The organism is candidate division KSB1 bacterium, from assembly GCA_024655945.1.
GTDB lineage: Bacteria > Zhuqueibacterota > Zhuqueibacteria > JANLFK01 > Oleimicrobiaceae > Oleimicrobium.
The window spans coordinates 1-21,566 of record JANLFK010000013.1 but is presented as its reverse complement, the minus strand read 5'-3'; the positions used below and the strand labels follow the sequence as shown (position 1 = coordinate 21,566).

Genomic DNA, 21,566 nt, shown 5'->3' with positions numbered 1-21,566 from the left:
AGGTATTTGGTACATTTACACCGGTTAATGGCGACTTCCACCAGGAGTCGACGGGATCCTGGCGCGGCAAGTGGGTATAGGAGGAGGGTCCTGAGCCATGCGAAAGTTAGCGGTGCTCGTGAGTGGGGTGGTGTTGGTGGGGAGCTTCGGGGCATCGTACGCGCAGCAGAAGCCTGCCATCCCTCGGGTGGGTTCTAACCGCCTGTTGAGCCCCATACTCATCGACCAACCCACGGCGCAGATCCTTGACCGGGGGAGTTTCATGGTTGGCGTACGCGCGTACCCGGAAGGTGGTCTGCTGGGGAGTGTCTCCGTAGGTCTCACCCATCGCTTCAATTTTGGCGCTACCTTTGGCGGCACCAATATCATAGGTGCTGGCAAGGTGAACTGGAACCCAAACCCTGGCGTCCATTTCGCCTATCGCATTTTCGAAGAGAGCTATGCGATGCCGGATATCGTCATTGGCTACGACTCGCAAGGCTACGGGCCCTATCACGAAGACTTGGAGCGCTATACGGTCAAGTCCCGGGGCTTCTACGCCGTCGCCAGCAAGAACTATGGCCTCCCCCTGGTTCTCGGTGGGCACGTTGGTGTCTGTTATAGCCTCGAGAACAAGGATGGTGACAAGGATTTCGACGCGTTCATGGGGGTCGATCTTAAGCTCAACGAAGAGCTGACGCTGGTGGCGGACTATGACATGGGCATGAATGACAACAACAGCCTGGCCATCGGGAGCGGGAAGGGGTACCTCAACTTGGGCCTGCGCTGGATTTTCGCCCAACGCTTGTATGTCGAGTTCGCGTTCAAAAACATCCTCGACAATCGCGAGGACATGAAGTACGCCAATCGCGAGCTGAAGATTATGTACCTGGAGTACTTTTAGGCGTGATGAGCCCGCTGCGGCGGGAAGAGAGGATGAGAGTGTCAGCACGTTGGCGCGCAATTGCATTTGCTACCCTGGTGTCTGCCGTCGCCGGAAGTGGCTGCTACACAAAGCTGGCGCATCGCCCTGTTGAAGTGGGCGGCGAGGGGATGACCACCTACCGGGTTGATTATCGCGACGACTGCTCCAGTTGCCACGGGGGGAATCCTTACCAGCAGACGGCCTTTGGACCCGCCTTCTACCACGACCCAGACCTCTACGCCTGGCAGTGGTACTACGCGGTCCCCTGGTGGGCAGATGCGCCGTATGCAGGCGGTGGGGAGAATGCCGTTGCGCCGCAGTCGGAGGCGCGCGACTTTTCGCGGCGGCAGGTGGCACCCCCCGAGGCCACCTACGCTCCAGCCACCGTGGGTGGACAATCCGGCATGGCGCCGCCCATAGGGAAGACAAGCGCCGACAGTGGTCAGACCCCAGCTGCAGCCCCTGTCCCTGACCCGCGCAGGGATTTTACCCGGCGGGAGGGCGAGCAGGCGGGTGAGCGTCAACGGCAGCCCAACAGTGCTGGCCAGCAACAGACGGACCCGACAAAGACAAAGAAGCAAGAGTAGAACCACCGCCCGTTGCAGGGAGGAGGCAACGGGAGGCCTAAGGGGGGCAACGGCGGCTCAGGCGTAGCGGGTCGCCTGTTGTTTGTGAGAAGAGAGCGTACCCGAACAAGGGCAAAACAGGGACGGTCTGGCATGGGAAGGCTGAAACGTGTGTTGCTCGGTTTGCTCATCGTGCTTGTGGTAGGGGTGTTCAGCGCACTCCTCTTCGGCTATCTTACCCTGCGGCGAGCGCTCCCTCAGACAAGCGGCACATTAGAGTTAGCGGGCCTGCACGCGCCAGTGGACGTCCTGCGCGACGCTCAGGGCGTGCCGCACATTTTTGCGCGCGATGAACACGACCTGCTCATGGCCCAGGGCTTTGTGACGGCCCAGGACAGGCTGTGGCAAATGGACCTCATGCGGCGCGCTGCACGCGGGCAATTGGCCGAGCTCTTTGGCACCCAGGTGCTGGAGCACGACCGTCTGATGCGCACCATAGGCATCGGACGCACCGCTGCGGCACTGTACCAGCGCTTGCCAGAAGAATCCAGAGCCGCGTTGGATGCTTACGCCGAAGGGGTGAACGCCTTTCTCGGGTCAGGAAGACACCGGCTGCCGGTGGAATGCCTGGTCTTGCGATACGCCCCCTCCCGCTGGCGAGGCGAGGACTGCGTTGCCATCATTCGCTTTGTCTCGTGGGCGCTCTGCATGTCCTGGGCAGTGGACCTAACCTACGGCGCCCTGGCAGGCAAGGTAGACCCGCAGCGGCTGAGCGAGATTCTCCCAGTGGGCCCCTACGGTGGACCACGCGTCACCGACATTGGCGACCGGGAAGATTACCGGCTATGCCTTGACGCGCTGCACGCATTGACGAAGGCGCGCGCCCAAGTGGGCTTGGCCGAGGGGGCGCTGGGCAGCAACAATTGGGCGCTCTCAGGGAGCAAGACCACCACCGGCAAGCCCGTCCTGTGCAACGACCCTCACCTCATGCTCAGCGTACCCGCCTTTTGGTACGAGGTCCACCTTTGCGGCGGCGGCATCGATGCCTGCGGAATGTCCATCCCCGGCCTGCCAGGCATGTCCATCGGCCGCAACCGTCGCATCGCCTGGGGCATTACCAACGGCATGATTGACGACGCCGACTTTTTCGTGGAACGCGTGGATACTGCCGATGCATACCGCTACCTGCGCGACGGGCAGTGGCTGACGATGAGCACAGTGGCCGAGACGATCGCGGTCAAGGGTGCTGCGCCGGTGGTCCACGAAGTACACCTGACTGTGCATGGGCCGGTAATCAACGACGTCCACGCGTTGGCAGGAAAGGTGGGAAAGGCAATCGCCCTTCGCTGGGTGGGGCACGACTACAGCGACGAGATCGCTGCCTTGCGCATGGTTATCCGGGCGAACAGTTGGTCGGAGGTGCTGGCAGGCTTGCAGTCCTCCGGCACGCCCGCGCAGAACTTTGTCTACGCCGATGCAGACGGCAACATTGGTTACCTCCTGGGCGGCACTGTCCCTTCCCGTGGCGGCGCCGACGGCGTCCTTCCGCGCCCGGGTTGGGAAGCCAAGAACGACTGGCAGGGGCGCTTGCCCTTCGAGCGTCATCCGCGCCTCTTCAATCCAGCCAAGGGCTTCGTGGCCACAGCCAACAACGAGATCTGGGACCAGGCGAGTCTTGGTTACCTCTCGGCCTACTGGGAACCGCCAGACCGCATCACGCGCATCACCCAAACGATCGAGGGGAAGCCGCAACTGTCACGCGAGGACTGCGAGCGCCTGCAGATGGACCGTCTGTCGCTCCGCGCAAAGGCGGTGGTTCCTCTGTTTCTGCGCGCGTATGAGAGGGCAGCGCTCCCGGACACAGGTTTGCTGCACCAGGCCTACCTCATGCTCCGTGGCTGGGACTGCGTCGAGGAGCCCCAGAGTCTGGCCTGCACGGTTTTTCACGCTGCCCACCGCCACCTGTTGCACAATATCTTTGCCGACGAAATGGGGGAGGAGCTCTTCACCGCGTTTGTTGCCTTTCCAGGAGTGGCTTTCCGCGTGACCGACCAGGTCATTGCGCGTGGAAACTCCCCATGGTTCGACGACATCTCCACCCCGGAAAAGAGCGAATCGCTAGACGACCTCCTTGTCCGGAGCCTGGTCGATGGCGTTGCCGAGCTGCGGGGCGAAAGAGGCCCGGAGCTGAGCCGCTGGCAGTGGGGCGAGGTGCATGCCATTACCATCCACCATGCCTTCTCGCAAGCGCCAGTTCTGGGGAAGTACTTCGACATCGGCCCCTTCCCGATAGGCGGCTCGACGACCACGGTGTGCAACATCGGCTATCCCTTGGGCGAACCGTACCATCCGCACTGGGGCGTGTCCATGCGCATGGTGGTGGACTTTGCGGAGGGGGGTGTCGTCCGCTTTGTGCTTCCCACTGGGCAGTCAGGGCACCGCATGAGCAAGCACTACGCCGACCAGACGCGCGCCTGGTTGCAGGGGAGGTACCACGTGACCACGATGGACCGGCAAGCCCTGCACCGGGCGCCGCACAAGCTGCTTGTGCTACGCCCCAGGCAGGAAAGGAGGTCATGATGGCCCATGCGTTGATCAAGGACCTGCGCCCCGGCGACCAGGTTCTTGATTTTTTCGTCGTCCGTAAGAAAGAGCTCCGCTTGAAGCGGGGGACGAACGAATCGTACCTCGCCCTGCAGTTAGGAGGCCAGTCGGGGCGCATTTCGGCCACGGTGTGGGACGATGCCGAGGCCACCTACGCCAAAATTGCCATTGGGCAGGTCATCAAGGCCAAAGGAACAGTGGTGGACTACTGCGGCAAGCCCCATGTGAACGTGGAAAAGATCCGGCCGGCGCGCGAGGAGGAAGTGGAGGCCGCCGAGGCCTTTGTCCCAGTCTGTCCCAAGGACGTCGCGCAGCTCTGGGAACGTCTGGATCGATTGGTGGCAAGCGTGGGCAACGAGCACCTGGGCAGGCTGTTGCGGGCGCTGTTTGGCGACCAGGACTTTCGACGCGCCTTTGGCCAGGCGCCTGCCGGCAAGCTCTGGCACCACAACTATCGCGGCGGCCTGTTGGAACACACTGTGGCCGTGGCTGAGACGTGCGATGCCGTGCACCAGCGCTACGCGCGCGTGGATCGCGACCTCCTGGTGACCGGAGCGCTCTTGCACGATGTGGGCAAGGTGCGCGAACTGAAAGTGACCGGCTTCATCGACTACTCCGACGAGGGGCGGCTTGTCGGGCACATCGTCCTGGGTGCGCAGATGGTGAGGGAGAAGATTCAGACCCTCCCCGATTTCCCCGAGGAGTTGGCCATGCGCCTGGTCCATCTGGTTCTTGCGCATCAGGGCAAAGGCGAGTACGGGTCGCCGGTGGTGCCTATGACCATAGAGGCCATCATCCTCTACTACGCCGACGAGTTGGACTCCAAGGCCAACGCCTTCGAGCGCATCATGGGTCGCGACAGAGAGGCGGGCAAGAGGTGGAGCCGATACGTGGAACTCATGGATCGCTTTCTCTATCTGGGTGACGAAGGGGAGTCTGCAGGCGAGCAAAAGTCTTGATTTCTTCGGGGGAGTTTCATATATTTGCGCAGCAAATGTGAGGATCCGGTGTAGCTCAATTGGCAGAGCGGGTGGCTGTTAACCACTAGGTTGTAGGTTCGAGTCCTACCACCGGAGCGAAGGAAGAGGCCTCAGTGCGCGCACTTGAGGCCGTTGCTCTTTTGGCCCCTCTATGAGCGACCTCCTCGGGGCTCCTTCCCCTGCTGGACACGTCAGCGGCCGGGGCGGCGTGGGTATGTCGGGTAGCCTTGCTCGACCCCTGAACTGCGATGGGGAGCTGGCAGCAGGCCAGCTGATGCGGCCAACAATGCGTCAAGACGAGCGTTTGCCGTGGCTGCTCCGCGAAGGGCGAGCGATGTACACCGCCGAATCCCGGGCCGGGCACAGAGGTGGCGAGAGGAGGTGGCACCCCAGGGCGTCACATCATTGTCCCCGCCTGATTGCTTTTCTCAGGGCAGTCCCACAACAGGGGCGCGGCACCGCTTCTGCGAAGGATCAACGCCCGCAGGTTTTCTCCTCTCCAAGGATAGACTTTCCGGCGTGAGGTGTGACAGTGGCGGCCCCAGGTGGCGGGTGCGGCCGTGCTTGATGGTGAGCGCTTCGGGCGACGCGTCCTGAAGTGGCGGTCGGCACAGACCATGACGCGGGAGGATCCCCCCCGTGAAGAGCAAAGGGGGACGGGCAGTCAGTGCTCGACAAGTGCCGGGGCGTGCTAACCACGAGCAGCCGGGGAGGCCAGAGACCTCTCCCCCCGGGGGGAACTTTCGTCGTGACGACATTGCGCCGGCCGAAGTGCCTGTCCTGGCTGCTTTGGCCCCGCGACTGCTTCACCGTGTTTGTCGAAGGTCCAGGGCATTGGCGAGCCACGGACAGCAGCAAGCAATGATGCATCAACCCAGGAAGTAGCGGGTAGCATCTCCTTGGGCGAGAGGCGCAGTTTTGGCCCAGGCCGCCTCCTTTACGGTAAGTGGGTAGGCGACGGGCCGCGCGAGTGCAGTAACGCCTGACCAGCTAAGGAGGTGTACGATGACATGCAAGGGAGAACAAGTGGCGCTCATTGCCCTGCTGTGCCTGACCATCGGGCATGGCGGGCTGGCTTTAGCCTCTGCTGCCAGCGATGGCTGGGTCTGCCTGGGCCCTGAATTGGCGACCGTCTACGCCTTGGCGATCGACCCCCAGAGGCCGACTACCCTCTACGCCGGGACCTGGAAGTACGGCGTATACAAGAGCACAGACGCTGGCGCGCATTGGAGCCAGATCAACGGCGACCTGGTCTATCTCTATTCCAACAAAGTGCGCGCGCCGGCCGTTGACCCGCAGACGCCGGCCACGGTGTTTCTGGGGACCTATGGTGTCGGGGTATTCAAGAGCACAAACGGGGGCGCGTACCGGAACCAGGCCAACAACGGCCTCACCAATAGCAAAATCCTTTGTCTCACCATTGCCCCGCAGACGCCCACCACTGTCTACGCCGGCACAAATGGCGGGGGATATTCAAGACCACCGACGGGAGCGCGTACTGGAACGCGGCCAACACCGGTGTGACCAACCTCTACGTATCCGCGCCGGCGATAGAGGCTCCGACTCTGTGTGCGGAGACCGAGGGTGGCGGCGTCTGGAAGCGACCCCTGTCGGAGATGATCCGGGTGCCAGGCGCAGATCCCTCTGGAGCAGTGGTGGGCCTCTTTACTCTTGAGCAGAACCATCCAAACCCGTTCAATTCAGCGACGGTTATCTCCTTTAGTCTTCCCGCCAAGTCGTTTGTATCGCTGAAAGTATTTGATGCTTTGGGAAGAGAAACAGCAACATTGGCTTCAGAAGGGTTGTCTGCAGGAACGTACAGGCGGCAATGGCATGCTGTAAACCTTCCAAGCGGCGTTTACCTTTGTCGCTTGGAAGCTGGTACATTCGCTGCAACAAAGAAACTCATTTTGCCGAGATAACGGGCCTGCACGAAGGGCGCCGTTTCGGCCCGCAGGCGGGCAACTGCAGCCAACAGGCGTGGTTAGGACGCTCACATGTGTTGAGGGGAAATGCGGGTTCGCCCCGGGCCGTTTGCCGCGGAAAGAATTGATTTATTGATAGGCGGCAAAGCGCACGGCGTCAACGCGCAGCACGTTGTACGCCGCGCGTGGGGATGGTGGGATAAATTAACAGGCTCCTCACGCGCATTTGCGCAGGAAGGTGGGCATTTTCAGGCCCGCGGGACAGTGGAGGAACAGGGCAGAAAGGAGCGATGGGCAGCGCTACTCGCTTGCCGTGATGGTTATGGCTCTGCCACTGGCATTCATGGAGCTTCCAGGTGCATGAAGAGGTAATCTCCGCAAGGTGTTCGCGGCCGAGCGAATGCGGTTGGTTAACCGCCCGGAGGTCTGAGCTGATCTCTGCATGGTCCCGCAAGAACGGTGTCGACACGTGTGCATTTCTTTCGATCGCAAGTCCGTGCACCCCCCGGCGAACCGCGCGGCGCCAAGGGCAAGGTGCAGGTGCCGCTGTCCTGAGTCTCCTTGTGTAGTGGCGGCTCCATTGGCGTTCCGCGACTGGAGTCCATAACTTGAAGACATTGGGAAGCCGAGGACCCCCAGCAGAGCTAACGGCGTGTGCCGTAGGATAGCCGGCACCAACGGGAGGATCGTCACTAAGCCCCCTAAGGGACGGTCTCTACCCCTCAAGGGGAGTGCTACCGATTGCTACTACATGACCAAAAACCTAACAAAAACGTGCGTTCATGGGAGGAACAGATGAAAAACATTTTCCGACCTGCCCGCTGCGGGGAATTCCTCTTGGCGGCCTCTTGCCTGTGCGCCGCCGGCGTTTCCTTGCACGCCCAATGGGTCCAGACCAGCGGTCCCTACGGCGGCGTTGTTTCTGCTCTTGCGGTCTCCCCCAAGGGGGCAGGCGGCACGAATCTCTTTGCCGGGACTCCGGGTGGCGGCGTCTGGAGACGACCGTTGTCGGAGATGATTACGTCAGTGCCCGCCGAAGACAGGTCCACCGACTTGCCGACGCAGTTCAGTCTTGCGCAGAACTATCCGAACCCGTTCAACCCGGCGACGACCATCGAATTCTCTCTGCCGCACGCAGGTCTTGTCAGGCTGGTGGTGTGCGATGTGTTGGGCAGGGAGGTTGCGGTGCTGGTCTCTGCGCGCCTCTCTGCGGGGCGGCACAAGGTGGAATGGGATGCAGGGGCGGTGCCGGCTGGGGTGTATTTGTGCCGGCTGACCACCGAGGGACTGGCAGCGGTGAAAAAGATGACCGTGCTCGAGTAGGGCTGCCGAGCAGCAATTGGGTGACGAGGCGCGGGAGGGGGCCAGAGCCGCTCCGGAAGAGCCGAGCCGGCCCTTCGCGCTGGGGGCAGCCACGGCGGGGAACTGCGGCAGGCCCTTGCTCTCTGGAGCCCCTGCGGGTTCTCAGGCTTCCTCCCAGAGGCCGCAGTGCACCCCTACGTGGTCTATCCCCTCCCCTTTTTCCGCTGTGTGCCCCCGCGTTCCCAGATGATTATGATTACCTCCAAAAAGCACCGTGCAGGAGACCGCCAAGCAGAAACGCACGCAGCAGACAGGAGCAGGCGACCATGGCAACCTGTACACACCGCTGGCAGATGGCCCACGTCCGCTTCGGGCTGATCGCTTTCGAGAAGTGCTTCCATTGTGGCATGATCAGAACCTACTTCTCCGCAGAGGACGCCCTGCCTCTGGGCGAGGAGTATCGGGAAGAGGATCACTTCTGGAGTCGGGTGGAGACGGCGCAGTCGTTTCGCTTCGACCTGCAGTGCTCCCTCTGCGGGCAGGTGGAAGGGTTTTCCGAATTGATGGGGTTGATGCACTGCACCGCCTGCATGGAAGACTGTCCGGTGGAGCAGCAGCGGAGGGCTCTGGAGCAAGAGCGGACGTGGCTGGTGGTGGCCTTCGGCTTCCTGCCGCAAGCATTGCACAGGCCGCCTGCCGAGCAGAAACTGTCCATCCTCACCGATTACTTCAACCAGCGGCGTGACGTGACACGCTCGCGCAAAGTCGTGCCGTTTACCCTCATCCCCGACCTTTCTCGTTGTGGCGGTGAGTTCCTCCACGACGTGGGCATGCTTTCCCAGGAACCACCTGGGGAACGCAAGCCACTTTTTTCTTAGGCGAAGCGACGGGACGGCCAGCTACAAGGAGAACCTGCATGACTACCAAGGACTTGATGGAGAAGCTCGATTTGCGTGCCATGAGCACCTTTGCCCACCGCGAGGTCAAGGGGGTGATCATCTCCGACATGGTGAGTGATGTCATGGCCTCGGCACGTCAGGGCGACCTCTGGCTCACGGTGCAGACGCACAAGAGCATCGTTCCGGCCGCCAATCTGGTCGACGTAGCTGCAGTAGTGGTGACCAGCGGCAAAGAGGTGCCACAAGAGACCATTGACTTAGCCAGCAAGTTCGGCATTCCCATCCTGTGGACGTCGATGTCGACTTTCGCCCTGGCGGGCAGGCTCCATGACCTTGGCCTGCGGAGCCTGTAGCACCTCCAGCGGCGGTTGGCCCTGGGTGGTTTCGCGCACGAGAGGCCCATGCTGCAGCTCAAGCAGGTCAAGGAGGCTCTGGGGGCGACGGTGCTGGTCGGGGCTGAGCGACTGGATGTGCCAGTGCAGCACGTGTACGCATCCGACCTGATGAGCGACGTGCTGGCCTTTGGGCAGCCGGACTCCCTCCTCCTGACCGGCCTGGCCACGCAACAGGCCGTCGTCTCGGCGCTGATGGCAGAGCTCGTAGGGGTGGTGTTCCTGCGGGGCAAGAAGCCCAAAGGCGGGTGCGAGCAATTTGCAGGGGCGCACGGCCTGGTCTTGCTGGGCACGGATTTGGACATGTACGAGGCCTGCGTGCGCATCGACTCGCTGCGGCGAGAGAAAGCGCCGGCGCACAGGCTGCCAGCTGCCGAAAGAGCGCCTCAGACCCCCTATCTGACGCACTCCTTCACCGTGCAGGGGGGCGATTTCGTCAACGCTGGACTGGTGTCCACCGAGGTCAAGTCGCTGCTCAAGACGATCGGGTTTGATCCCATGCTCGTGCGCCGAGTGGCCATCGCCACCTACGAGGGCGAAATGAACGTGGTGATGCACGCAGAGCGGGGAACGGTCGAGCTGATGGTTGACCCCCGCGTGGTTGTCATCACCATCACGGACCAGGGCAAGGGTATTGAGGATATCGAGTTAGCAATGCAGGAGGGCTTTTCCACTGCCACCGAGGAGATGCGCGCCATGGGGTTCGGTTCTGGCATGGGGTTGCCCAACATGAAGCGCAACGCCGATGACTTGGCCATCGAGAGCCAGGTGGGCAAGGGCACTACCGTGCGCATGAAGTTCTTGGTGTAACTGCGGAATGGCGATGCAGTACTACCACGCACACAGAGTGGCGCAGGAGAAGTGCCGGGGACACATGGCCTGCATGAGGCGTTGTCCCATTCAGGCCATCAGGGTGAGACGCGGGCAAGCGGTCATCTCGGAGGAATTGTGTGTGGACTGCGGGCTGTGCCTGTCGGTGTGTCCCGAAGGCGCGGTGGTGCCCATTGCCGAATCAGGTCACTGAGATATCCCGCTTTGCCTACTCAGTGGTCGTGCCATCGCCGGTACTGTACGCCCAGTTCGGCCCGGACATTCACCCCTACCTGGTGCACCTGGCGCTGCGCGAGTTGGGTTTCGACGAGGTGGTGGATGTCAGCGCTTCCACCGCCGCCTTGGCTGCTACTTTGGCGCGCTACCTGGAAACCTACCAGGGGCGGCGCCCCCTGATTTCCTCCCATTGCCCGTCGACACTGCGCCTGATTCAGGTGAAGTACCCCGACCTGGTGGAACTGATCGTGCCGTTGGATGTGCCGCGTGAGGTGACGGCCCGGGAACTGCGCAAAACCCTACCGGCGCGACTGGGCCTCCCGCCAGAGAAGGTGGGCATCATCTACATTGCGCCCTGTCCGGCAAAGATCGTCTCCATCAAGCAACCAGCGGAAAAGGAAAAGTCCTACTTTGACGGTGCAGTCGCCATCCGCGATGTCTACCCCGTGCTCTTGCCGCACGTGGTGGCCGCCAAGAAGCGCTTTGCGGCACAGGACGTGCCCGAGGGGTTCACTTTCGACCCGGGATGGGCCACTGCAGGGGCGTTAACCTGCTTTGCTACCTCGGGCAATTGGTTGGCGGTCTCGGGTATCGATCAGGTCATGCGCATCTTTGATGACATCGAGAATTCAAAGCTGCGCAACGTGGATTTTGTGGAAGCCTTAGCCTGCATGATGGGGTGCATCGGCGGCCCCTTTGTGGTGGAAAACCCTTACGTTGCGCGGGCCAATATCGAGCGGCAGCGGCAGCGCCACGCCCAGCAGTGCGCGGTGGATATGGCAGAAATCGAGCAGAAACTCAAGGAGCGATACCATTTCTTCGAGCACCCCATTCTGCCGAGGCCGACGCGCTACTTCGACACCGATCTGGAAACATCCATCAAGCGGCTCAAGGAGAGGGAGCGGGTGTATCAGAAGCTGCGGCAAATTGACTGCGGCTGTTGCGGCGCCCCCACATGCCTGGCCTTTGCCGAGGACTTTGTCCGTGGGGAAGTGGAGTTGACCGACCGCATCTTCCTAAGCCAACGCGACGTGCGACTGCCCAGCTGAGGAGGGAATGTGCGAACAGAGGATGACATCTTTGTCGGGTGCACAGGGGAGGAAGGCGAGCTGATCCCCATCTTGCAGCGCGTGCAGCAGAGGGATGGCTATATTTCCGAGGAGAGCGTGCGCAAGATTGCGCGCTTCTTGAAGGTGTCCGAGAATCAAGTCTACGGTGTCGCTTCGTTCTACTCCCAATTCCGCTTTGTGCCCCCTGGTCGTCATTCAATTCGCGTCTGCTTAGGGACGGCCTGCCATGTGCGTGGCGGGCAGATCCTCTTAGAAGCGGTGCAAAGGGAGGTGGGCATCGCCCCGGGACAGACATCGGCCGACGGGCGGTTTGACTTGCAACGTGTGGCGTGCCTGGGGTGCTGTGCCCTGGCCCCGGTGGTGGAGGTGAATGAGGACATCCACAGCCGAGTGACGGTGATTCGTCTCAAGGAGATGCTGAGTGCCTACCAGTAGGTTTGATGAGTTGCACGACAGGGCCGCCGAGAGGTGGCAGGCCCTGCAGCAGAGCCAAGTGCCTGTCATCTACACCGGCATGGCCTCGCGTGGGCGGGCGGCGGGCGCAGGCGAGGTGTTGGCTGCCGTGCAGCAGACGCTGGCCGAGGAGAACCTCCAGGCGCGCATCGTGCAAACTGGCTGTATCGGGCCGTGCTATCTGGAGCCGTTGTTGGACATTGCCCTCCCAGGCCAACCGCGCATCAGCTTCGCCAACGTGACGCCCGAGCAGGCCCGGCGCATCGTTAGTAAGAGCCTGCGACAGGGAGAAGTACCCCTCACGCAAGCGGTCGGCCACTTTGGCGACGGCGAAGGCCAGTTATCCTCCGCACTACCCCGCTTTTTCGACCTGCCCATGCTCAGGCCGCAGGTGAGGGTGGTACTGAAGAACTGCGGCTTCATTGACCCCGAGGACGTGCACCACTACGTAGCGAACGATGGCTATGCCGGGTTGATGCGCGCCTTTGCCATGGGCCCGGAGGCGGTGGTCGAGGAAGTCAAGGAGGCAGGGCTGCGTGGCCGTGGCGGCGCCGGCTTTCCTACGTACCGGAAGTGAGAAATCTGCCGCAATGCGCCCGGCAAGGTGAAGTACCTCATCTGTAACGCCGACGAGGGGGACCCAGGTGCTTTCATGAATCGCTCGCTCTTGGAGAGCGACCCACACGCGGTGCTGGAAGGGATGGTGATTGCCGCCTTTGCCATGGGGGCTACGCAGGGATACATCTACATTCGCGCCGAGTACCCTTTGGCCGTGCAACGCCTGAAGCACGCCCTGGCCCAGATGCGGGCCTGCGGTTTCTTGGGGCACGACATTCAGGGCTCAGGCTTTAGCTTTGACATCACCAGCAAAGAGGGCGCAGGAGCATTCGTGTGCGGCGAGGAAACCGCGCTCATCGCCTCCATTGAAGGGAAGCGGGGCATGCCGCGGTCGCGGCCACCCTATCCCGCGGTGAGCGGCCTTTACGGCAACCCGACCATCATCAACAATGTGGAGACGCTGGGCACGCTGCCGCACATTCTGCGGAACGGGGCGCGCTGGTACCGGCAGTTCGGCACCGAGGGGAACTATGGCACCAAGACCTTCTCGCTGGTGGGTAAGGTGCGGCGCACTGGCCTCATCGAAGTGCCGTTGGGCACGACTTTGCGCCGCATCATTTTCGATATTGGTGGCGGCACGCGCAAGCCCTTCAAGGCAGTGCAGACCGGTGGGCCTTCGGGCGGGTGCCTTTCGGCGGAGTTTCTGGACACGCCCATAAATTACGAGTCGTTAGCCGCAGCAGGTTCTATCATGGGCTCCGGCGGACTGATTGTCATGGATGAGGACACCTGCGTGGTCGATGTGGCGCGCTACTTTTTGGATGTTACCCAGAAAGAATCGTGCGGCAAGTGTTCCCCTTGCCGGGTCGGGTCGCGTCATCTGGTGGAAATCCTGGAGCGCATCGTGTCGGGGCGCGGCGAGCCGGAGGACCTGACGCGCCTGGAGACCCTGGGCGAAACTGTCAGGCGCGGCTCACTGTGCGGGCTGGGACAGACAGCCCCTAACCCGGTGCTTACCACGCTGCGCTACTTCCGGCCCGAATACCTCGCCCACGTCAGCGAGAAGTACTGTCCGGCCACCGTCTGTCGCGAGCTCATTGAATACCGGGTCATCCCCGAAAAGTGCACCGGCTGTCAGCGCTGTGTGAGCGTCTGTCCCACTGGGGCCATCACAGGCCCGCGCGCCGAACCGCACAACCTCGATCCGAGCAAGTGCATCAAGTGTCGTGCCTGCTATGAAATCTGCCGCTTCGACGCCATAGCAGGCGACGCCATCGTCATCAGATCGCGACGGAAAGCAAGCGATGAGCAAACGCAAGAGCAGGAACAGCATTAGCATTCGCATCGACAACCAGCCCCTGCGCGTGGCGGCCGGATCGACCATCCTGCAGGCAGCGCAGCAGCATGGCATCTACATCCCCACGCTGTGCGCGCACAAGGACTTGGCGCCGTTCGGGGTGTGCCGTCTGTGCGTGGTGGAGGTGGAGGGCATGCGCGGCTTTCCTACGGCCTGCACCACCCCGGCCGAAGACGGCATGGTCGTGCGCACGCATACCGTGCAGTTGCAGCAAATGCGCAGCGAAATTCTGCGCCTCATCCTCAGCGAACACCCCGCAAGCTGCTTGGTATGCGACGAGGAGCAGGAGTGCCGCGAGTACATGCACACCATCCGCAAGGTGGGGGTCACCACCGGCTGCCGCTTCTGTCCCAATGACAACCGCTGCGAGCTCCAGGAGGTCGTTCGCTACCTGGGCGTGAAAGAGATCGGCTACCCGGTGTACTACCGAGGTCTGCGGGTGGAGAAAGAAGACCCTTTCTACGATCGGGACTACAACCTGTGCATTCTGTGCGGCCGCTGCATAAGAGTGTGTCAGGACGTTCGCTTGGCCAACACCCTTTCGTTCAAGCAGAGGGGCAGGTACACGGTGATCGGGCCCGCTTTCCAGCGCAGCCACTTAGAGGCAGGCTGCGAATTTTGCGGCGCATGTGTGGAGGTCTGCCCCACTGGGGCATTGGCAGAAAAGACAAGAAAGTGGGAAGGGAAGCCGGAGCGCACCGTAGGCAGCACGTGCGGACTCTGTGGCATAGGGTGTCGCATCCAGCTGGAAGTGAAGGGTGGTGAAGTCATTGGCAGCCTGCCCGCCGATGATCCCTTGGTCAATGCCGGCCACCTTTGCGTCAAGGGGCGCTTCTGCATCACTGAATTGATGAACACGCCGGAGCGTGCCCGCCTCCCGGCAGTGCGCAAGGGAGGGGCATATGTGGAGGTGGCGTGGGAGCAAGCACTGGCCGAAGCGGCAGGACAAGTGGCTGCCTGCCGGCCTGAAGAGTTTGCCATGCTCGTGTCGGCGGACTGCACTACCGAGGACCTCTACGTGGCCTACAAATTGGCCGCGCAGGTGGTCGGTTCGCCGCACGTGTTCACCTCGGCGAGCCTTTACTATGGCAAGGTGTTGCCGTCGTATTTGCGACTTCATGCCCTGTCTGTCCCCGTGACGGAGCTGCGGCGGGCGGACGTGGTGCTCTGCGTGATGGCGGACACACGCTTCGGCATGTCGGTGGTGGGAGTGGAACTGCGGCGCGCGCAGCGCCGAGGTGCACGCCTGCTGACACTTAGCCCCAGAGACCACAATCTGGCCCTGGTGGCGGACCTCTGGTTGCGCCCCGAGCCTGGAAAGGAGGGAGAGCTCCTCCGGGAAATGACCGCACAGGTCACGAGCAGCGTGGCCGGCTCGAGGGTGGCGAGCGGCGACGAGGTACAGACCGCGGCCCGCCTCCTGCGCAAAGCGCGCCGGCTAGTGATCCTCCTGGGGCCGGATTTCATGCGCCAGCCCCTTGCCACGGAGATTGCGAGCGCTGTGGAGGAACTGGCCCGGGCCTGTGGCGCAGGCGTCCTGCCTTTGCCTGTCCACGCCAATTTCCTTGGAGCGATGCTGGTGCAGAGGTTGCTCAGTCGACCAGAAGCGCCCTCGGGCAATGTGCCGCTGTTCGGTGCGACGAAAAGGCCGTGCGTCCTCTATCTCGTCGGCGAGCACCTTCCTGGGGCGCAGCGGTGGGCAGACTATGTCATCTACCAGCACTGTTACCTGCCTCCTGAGCAGAGCCGGGTGGACGTAGTGCTGCCGGCGGCGGCGTTCACCGAAGTGGAGGGGTCACTGATCAACGGTGACGGCAGGCTGCGCGTAGTGAGCAGAGCGGCTCCCCCACCCGGCCAGGCAATGCCCGACTGGATGATCCTGGCGTGCCCGGCCAGGCAGATGGGCAAGTCGGGATTCGACTATGACAATGTGCAGCAGGTGCAACGGGAGATACAGGTGCGCTGGGCGCAGAGCGGACTTGCTCTGCCGGCGCGAAGGCCGCAGCGATGGCCGTGGGACGAAACCGTCACGCCGTCAGTGGCGGTGACGGCAGAAGCTGCCACGGCAGAGGAGGATTCCCTCCTGGCCTACGCCTATCTTAGCGCCCACACCCATCGGGGCTTTCCGCTGGCAGCATTTGTGGAGGGGGCAAGGGCCATACTCGGGGAAGGTGCCGCGGTGTTCAACCCTGCAGATGCTGCCGCACTCGGCATCGAGGATGGGGCGGAAGTGGAGCTTAGTGGCAACGGCCTGCAGTGGCGGGGCAAAGCCGAAGTGCGCCCGCAGCAGTTGCGTGGGATCGCCGCGGTGGAACTGGCAGGGGCCTCCATGCCTCTTGGGCTTTCTGGTCCGGTCACGGTGAGGGTGATCTATGGCTGAATTGCGCGCAACCCAGATGCTTGTCCCCAATATGCACCTACTGACGGTTTTTGCTCCGGAGGTCGCGTGCGGCATGCGGCCTGGACAGTTCGTCATCGTGCGGGCCGAGGAGGAAGGCGAGCCCATTCCACTTTCGGTCGCCGATTGGGATGAAGAGCAGGGGACCCTCAGCATTGTGTTCATGAACGTCGGAGGTACCACCAACGCCCTTGCTGGCCTGCCTGCGGGGAACACACTGCCCAGTGTGGTGGGGCCCCTGGGCAAGCCCACGGAAATCGACCGCTTCGGGACCGTGCTCGGTGTGGCGGGTTGTTTTGGCCTCGGCAGCATCTTTCCCATCGCGCGAGCACTGCACCAGGCCGGCAACAGGGTGATCGTCGTGCTGGAGGCGCGCAGCAGCTTTCTCCTCTTCTGGGAGGAGCGCCTGCGCTCTGTGGCCGATGCACTGCACATCATCACCCGCGACGGCAGCAAGGGGCTGCGCGGCCATGTGGGCAGGTTGACCGAGATTATTGCCGCCTCACAGCCGGTACACCGCATCCTGGTCAACGGGTGTACCTTTCTTCTCAAGCGGGTTGCGGATGTCAGCAAGCCTTTTGCCATCAAGACCATGGTCAGCCTCAATCCCATCATGATCGACGGCACCGGCATGTGTGGCGTCTGCCGGGTGACCGTGGGGGACAGTACGTAGTTTGCGTGTGGGGATGGCCCGGACTTCGGGCACCAGGTAGATTGGCGCGAGCTTTTGCAACGCCGCAAACAGTACGTGCGCGAGGAGACGCTTGCGTTTCGCAGCAGCAGAGGCGAAGAACACGGCATCTGTCAGGGACACACCCATGCCTGAGCCTAACAAGAAAAAGCTCGATCTCCATCGTCGCGAGATGCCCAAACGGTCACCCGAGGTGCGCAGGCGCAACTTTAACGAAGTGGCGCTGGGCTACCCGGTGGAGACGGCGGTAGAGGAAGCGCTGCGCTGCCTCAATTGCCCTAAGCCGTCTTGCATTAGCGGCTGCCCCGTGGAGATCGATATCCCGCGCTTCATCCAGTGCATCGCCGCCAAGGATTTTGCCGCGGGCATTAGGGTCATCAAGGAGAAGAACTGTCTGCCGGCGGTGTGCGGGAGAGTGTGCCCGCAGGAAGAACAGTGCGAGGCGGCATGCCTGCTGAAGAAGCGCGGGGGCCAGATTGCCATCGGTAGGTTGGAGCGTTTCCTTGCGGACTGGGAGGCCGCCCAGGGGGAACGGGAGATCCCCCCTGTTCCGTCGCCCACGGGCAGGAAGGTGGCTGTAGTCGGCGGGGGGCCGGCCGGGCTCACGGTGGCAGGTGACCTCATCAGGTTGGGGCACGCCGTGACCATTTTCGAGGCACTGCACAAGATGGGCGGGGTACTGGTCTACGGCATCCCGGAGTTCCGCCTCCCCAAGGCCATCGTCCACCGCGAGGTGGACTACCTGCGGCGCCTGGGCGTACACATCGTGACCGACTTTGTGGTTGGCAAAACGCGCACCGTCGACAGCCTTTTGGAAGAGTACGATGCCGTCTTCATCGGTTCCGGGGCCGGCCTGCCTTGGTTCATGAAGATCCCGGGAGAGAACCTCAACGGTGTGTACTCGGCCAACGAGTATCTGACGCGCATGAACCTGATGAAGGGTTTCCTCTTCCCCAAGTTTCGCACGCCGATCAAGGAGCACAAGCGGGTGGGGGTCATCGGGGGAGGGAATGTGGCCATGGATTGCGCCCGCACCGCCCTGCGGTTAGGGGCCGAGGTGCGCATCGTCTACCGGCGCCCGCGCGAGGAACTGCCGGCACGCGCCGAAGAGATCGAAAACGCCGAGGAGGAAGGGGTCATTTTCGATTTCCTCACCTTGCCGGTGCGCTACCTCGGCGACGGCAACGGGTGGGTCAATGAGATGGAATGCCTGCGCATGAAGCTGGGCGAACCGGATGCCTCAGGTCGCCGCCGACCCATCCCCATCGAGGGCTCTGAATACCGGCTGCCGGTGGATGCGGTGGTCTGCGCCATTGGCAACAGCCCCAACCCCCTGATTGCCGCCACTACCCCAGGCTTGGAAGTGGGCAAGAACGGCAACATCGTGGTGGACGAAGAAACGGGCAAAACCTCGCGCGAGCGCGTCTGGGCTGGGGGCGATGTGGTCACCGGCGCCGCCACCGTGATCTTGGCCATGGGGGCCGGGCGCAAGGCCGCCCGCTCAATTCATGAGTACCTCTGCTCGTTGTAACTTGCCGGGGGACGCCCGTCCTCGCCCGCCTAACGCAGCAGGCCGCTCACCAGCATGATGACCCCGCTGGCAAAGACGCCGGTGAGAAAGGCCAGATAGGCCAGCTGCACAAAGCGATACTTCTTCCGCGCCAAGAAACGCCCCAGCGTGTACAGCTCCCGCAGCTGCATCTCATAAGAGCGTGAGGGATCGTTCATCATCACTTCCATGGCCTTCACGTACTCGCCGTAGTCCAACTGCAGATAGTCGCTGAAAAAGAGCAAGTTGAAATTGGGGTCGCGCACATCGGGTTTGCCCCTGCGTCGGATGAGCAGGGAGACCTTGGGCATCACGGTGTACACCGCAAAGACCATGGTCAGCAGACAGAAGAAAATGAGGATCAAGGCCGCCGCCCGGCTGCGGGGGGTCTCCACATAGCGCACCGATAGGGTGAGAACCACCGAGGACAGCGTCATCAAGATGTTGGCCTTAAGGTCGGCCATGGAACTCAAGGCGACATGGTGCTCGCGCGTCTGTTTGAGCATGTGGTCCAGATGCGGACCCGGCTGCTGGATGTTCATACCTCCCTCCTTGCACTGCTTCTGTGCGCAAACGTGCCGGCGGTGCACCAAGCTGCGAATCGGTCGAGCAAGTTTAACAAAACCGGGGTAAAAAGGCAAGCAGAAAGAGGAGTGCAGGTGCTGGGCCCTGCGCCGAGGGCGAAGCTTGGTGCCTCGCCCTCGTGCCACAGTTCATTTGTCGCCGTGTCAGTTCAGAACGGAAAATCCAGACCCATGCCTAAGGCGAGGGTCTCGGTCACCTTCGGCAGCACCTGCTTCTCCGGGGCCTCGGTTTTCTCGGTGAAGAGCTTCAAGGCCACCGAGGTGAGCGACGACCGCACCCCTATGCGCAACCACGACGGCTGCGTGCCCAGGGCCAGCCACCGCGCCAAGGGGAGGCGCACTGCTACCCCAGCGCCCAGGTGGCTGATCACGCGGAAAGGCGCGAAGAAGTTGTGCTCCGTCTGCACGGCATCGGCCCGCTGCAGCACCCCGGCGTTGAGTCGCACTGGCAACCACGGCAGCGGCACGTCCAAATAGACACCCACATAGGCGGAGCTGAGGTCCGGAAAGTCTTGTGCCATCTCCATGCCACCGAACACGCCGAGGACGAAAAGGTGCAGGCCAGCGGCAATAGAGTGTGAGCCACGCAGGCGTAGCTCGCCCTCGTCGCGGTACACCACACTGTCCTTCTCGAAGTTAGCCAACAGCAGACTCGCCTGCCCGGTGAGCTGCGGGCGATTGGCCCAACTCAGGCTGACTTGTGGCAGGCGCACATCCGCAGGCGGTCCGATGGTGCGCACTGTCCTTAGCTCATAACTGCCATGCAGGGTGGTGGGAAACCCGCGGGTGTACGTGGCCCCCAGCGAAAGGGGACCAAGAGCGAGGTTGGCACCCACAGAGGCGGCGAAGCGGTCTCCTCTAAGGTCGAGCTTGTAGCCGCCGCAGATTGGGTCGTCCTCCAGGCTGAAATAGCCTTGGAGCGTGCCCCACCAGGGTTGGTTGGTCAGCGGGTCAATTCCCCCGGGCGTGCCGGTGACTACACCCTCCCCCGAGATGTGGCTACGGAACTGCATGGGACGGCCGCTGGTGCTCAAACGGTAGTAGGTCAGGCCCACCCCCAGCGTCAAGGGGCGAAGCGTATAGGAAACGGCGGCCGCCACAGGGAGGACCGACAGGGAGAGCTCGCCCGGCCCACCGGCAAAAGAAGCCTCGACCCTCGTGGTGACGTCCCAACTCACAGGGATCTCCTCCACGGGCAGGTCGGGGACCATCTGGCGGGGGATGGGCGTTTGTACCTGAAAGTGGGTCTGGAGAACAAAGTCGCCACCGGCGCGCATGGCCACACCTCCGCGCCGCGGCTGAAACAGGGCGACACCGAACCGCCAGCGCCGATATTGTTGCGCTATGCCCAGTCCTGCCAACCCGCCCATCTCCTTCAGCTTCAAGCCTGCCTCGACGTCAATGGCACCGTAGGCAAGAGAGCTGTCGCTCACGCGGAAGGTGAAGTTCCCTTCCGAGCTTTCGGGCAAGCCGAAGGCCACCGCCGCCTGCGTGCCCTTCACGCTGTACAAGGCCGCCGGGTTTGCGCTAATCCCCAATGCCCCCTGGCCGCGAGCCGGGTTCAGATACCCAGGATTGAGGAACATCAAGCACGCTTCGGGGACGGTCCCCTGGTAGGAGCCGTTGGCATACTGCGCAGAAGCCTCCGTGTGCAGGAAGGTCAGCGCCAGCAACAGAGTAGCCGCCAGCCCAAAGCACCTTGTCGAACATCTTCCGCGTCTTTGCATGGCCTCCCTCGGACAAGTTTGAGGTGGACCTCATTGTTTGGACAGTCTAGGGGCCTTCTGAAGGTGCAATGAAGACCTACCGTCCGTGACCATTTTAGTCCTTTTTATGCTCAAAAGCCATTTTTCGCAGAAACCGCGAAAAAACAGCTTCACCATTTGCCCTACAATCGCCGATCTCGACTCGGTCCATATCAAACCCTTGGCTCCAGTAAGATCTCAGGCGCTGCCGGCAACCCAAAATAAACTTCCTGCGGTGTCCGGTAACCCAAAGCCTCATGCGGCCGTTCCGAGTTATAAAACCGAAAATAGGCTGAAAGATGCTCCTGGGCTTCCGGGACAGTGCGATACTCATGAAGATAGACTTCCTCATATTTCACCGTCCGCCAGAGACGCTCAACAAAAATGTTGTCATAAACCCGGCCCCGTCCATCCATGCTGACTCGAATCCCTGCCTCTTCCAAAAGCCCGGTGAACTCCAGGCTCGTAAACTGGGAGCCCTGGTCCGTATTGAAAACCTCCGGCTTCGAAACCCGAAGGGCTCGCCGTAAGGCCTCCAGACA

General features: G+C 62.2%; 17 protein-coding genes, 1 tRNA gene and 1 pseudogene. 16 read left to right on the top strand and 3 right to left on the bottom strand.

Annotation, left to right across the window (positions count from 1 at the left end; all coding sequences use genetic code 11):
• The first annotated feature begins 97 nt into the window (after nucleotides 1-97).
• The 16 genes and pseudogenes from NUW13_13640 (at nucleotide 98) to gltA (ending at nucleotide 18,677) form a co-directional block, all read left to right on the top strand.
• Nucleotides 98-883 carry a hypothetical protein gene (locus NUW13_13640; GenBank protein ID MCR4440058.1) on the top strand — a complete coding sequence of 262 codons (786 nt, stop codon included), beginning with the start codon at nucleotides 98-100 and terminating at the stop codon, nucleotides 881-883.
• 32 nt (nucleotides 884-915) lie between these two features.
• Nucleotides 916-1,491 (top strand): hypothetical protein, encoded by a 576-nt coding sequence (locus NUW13_13635; GenBank protein MCR4440057.1) that lies wholly within the window; start codon nucleotides 916-918, stop codon nucleotides 1,489-1,491.
• Between the two features lie 132 nt (nucleotides 1,492-1,623).
• Nucleotides 1,624-4,050: a penicillin acylase family protein gene (locus NUW13_13630; GenBank protein MCR4440056.1), complete on the top strand. Its 2,427-nt coding sequence runs from the start codon at nucleotides 1,624-1,626 to the stop codon at nucleotides 4,048-4,050.
• Nucleotides 4,047-5,033, top strand: a complete 987-nt coding sequence (locus NUW13_13625) for an HD domain-containing protein (GenBank protein ID MCR4440055.1) — start codon at nucleotides 4,047-4,049, stop codon at nucleotides 5,031-5,033. Before NUW13_13630 ends, NUW13_13625 begins: the two co-directional genes overlap by 4 nt.
• Nucleotides 5,034-5,077: 44 nt before the next feature.
• A tRNA-Asn gene (locus NUW13_13620) sits at nucleotides 5,078-5,150 on the top strand.
• 909 nt (nucleotides 5,151-6,059) lie between these two features.
• Nucleotides 6,060-6,578, top strand: a complete 519-nt coding sequence (locus tag NUW13_13615; protein MCR4440054.1) for a hypothetical protein — start codon at nucleotides 6,060-6,062, stop codon at nucleotides 6,576-6,578.
• Nucleotides 6,579-7,774: 1,196 nt separating this feature from the next.
• Nucleotides 7,775-8,302 carry a T9SS type A sorting domain-containing protein gene (locus NUW13_13610; GenBank protein ID MCR4440053.1) on the top strand — a complete coding sequence of 176 codons (528 nt, stop codon included), beginning with the start codon at nucleotides 7,775-7,777 and terminating at the stop codon, nucleotides 8,300-8,302.
• A gap of 305 nt (nucleotides 8,303-8,607) precedes the next feature.
• Nucleotides 8,608-9,159 (top strand): hypothetical protein, encoded by a 552-nt coding sequence (locus NUW13_13605; protein ID MCR4440052.1) that lies wholly within the window; start codon nucleotides 8,608-8,610, stop codon nucleotides 9,157-9,159.
• 38 nt (nucleotides 9,160-9,197) lie between these two features.
• Nucleotides 9,198-9,533: a DRTGG domain-containing protein gene (locus tag NUW13_13600; GenBank protein ID MCR4440051.1), complete on the top strand. Its 336-nt coding sequence runs from the start codon at nucleotides 9,198-9,200 to the stop codon at nucleotides 9,531-9,533.
• A gap of 438 nt (nucleotides 9,534-9,971) precedes the next feature.
• Complete coding sequence (locus NUW13_13595; GenBank protein MCR4440050.1) at nucleotides 9,972-10,382, top strand: ATP-binding protein; 411 nt, start codon at nucleotides 9,972-9,974, stop codon at nucleotides 10,380-10,382.
• Nucleotides 10,383-10,576: 194 nt separating this feature from the next.
• On the top strand, nucleotides 10,577-11,668 hold the full coding sequence (locus tag NUW13_13590; protein ID MCR4440049.1) for a hypothetical protein: 1,092 nt from the start codon (nucleotides 10,577-10,579) through the stop codon (nucleotides 11,666-11,668).
• Nucleotides 11,669-11,677: 9 nt separating this feature from the next.
• Nucleotides 11,678-12,124 (top strand): NADH-quinone oxidoreductase subunit NuoE, encoded by a 447-nt coding sequence (nuoE, locus tag NUW13_13585; protein MCR4440048.1) that lies wholly within the window; start codon nucleotides 11,678-11,680, stop codon nucleotides 12,122-12,124.
• Nucleotides 12,125-12,518: 394 nt separating this feature from the next.
• Nucleotides 12,519-14,036 (top strand): annotated as a pseudogene (locus tag NUW13_13580) (4Fe-4S binding protein).
• Nucleotides 14,005-16,437 (top strand): 2Fe-2S iron-sulfur cluster-binding protein, encoded by a 2,433-nt coding sequence (locus NUW13_13575; protein MCR4440047.1) that lies wholly within the window; start codon nucleotides 14,005-14,007, stop codon nucleotides 16,435-16,437. The pseudogene NUW13_13580 and the gene NUW13_13575 overlap by 32 nt, the downstream one beginning before the upstream one ends.
• Nucleotides 16,430-17,128 carry a sulfide/dihydroorotate dehydrogenase-like FAD/NAD-binding protein gene (locus NUW13_13570; protein ID MCR4440046.1) on the top strand — a complete coding sequence of 233 codons (699 nt, stop codon included), beginning with the start codon at nucleotides 16,430-16,432 and terminating at the stop codon, nucleotides 17,126-17,128. Before NUW13_13575 ends, NUW13_13570 begins: the two co-directional genes overlap by 8 nt.
• Before the next feature lie 145 nt (nucleotides 17,129-17,273).
• On the top strand, nucleotides 17,274-18,677 hold the full coding sequence (gltA, locus tag NUW13_13565) for an NADPH-dependent glutamate synthase (GenBank protein MCR4440045.1): 1,404 nt from the start codon (nucleotides 17,274-17,276) through the stop codon (nucleotides 18,675-18,677).
• Between the two features lie 29 nt (nucleotides 18,678-18,706).
• Here the strand turns inward: gltA and NUW13_13560 are convergent, their stop codons facing one another.
• The 3 genes from NUW13_13560 to NUW13_13550 all read right to left on the bottom strand — a co-directional run.
• A complete protein-coding gene (locus NUW13_13560; GenBank protein ID MCR4440044.1) occupies nucleotides 18,707-19,237 on the bottom strand; it encodes a DUF5706 domain-containing protein in 531 nt (176 codons plus the stop codon).
• Between the two features lie 191 nt (nucleotides 19,238-19,428).
• On the bottom strand, nucleotides 19,429-21,006 hold the full coding sequence (locus NUW13_13555; protein ID MCR4440043.1) for a hypothetical protein: 1,578 nt from the start codon (nucleotides 21,004-21,006) through the stop codon (nucleotides 19,429-19,431).
• 191 nt (nucleotides 21,007-21,197) lie between these two features.
• The coding region (locus NUW13_13550; GenBank protein MCR4440042.1) for an integrase core domain-containing protein at nucleotides 21,198-21,566 on the bottom strand (369 nt) is incomplete at its 5' end.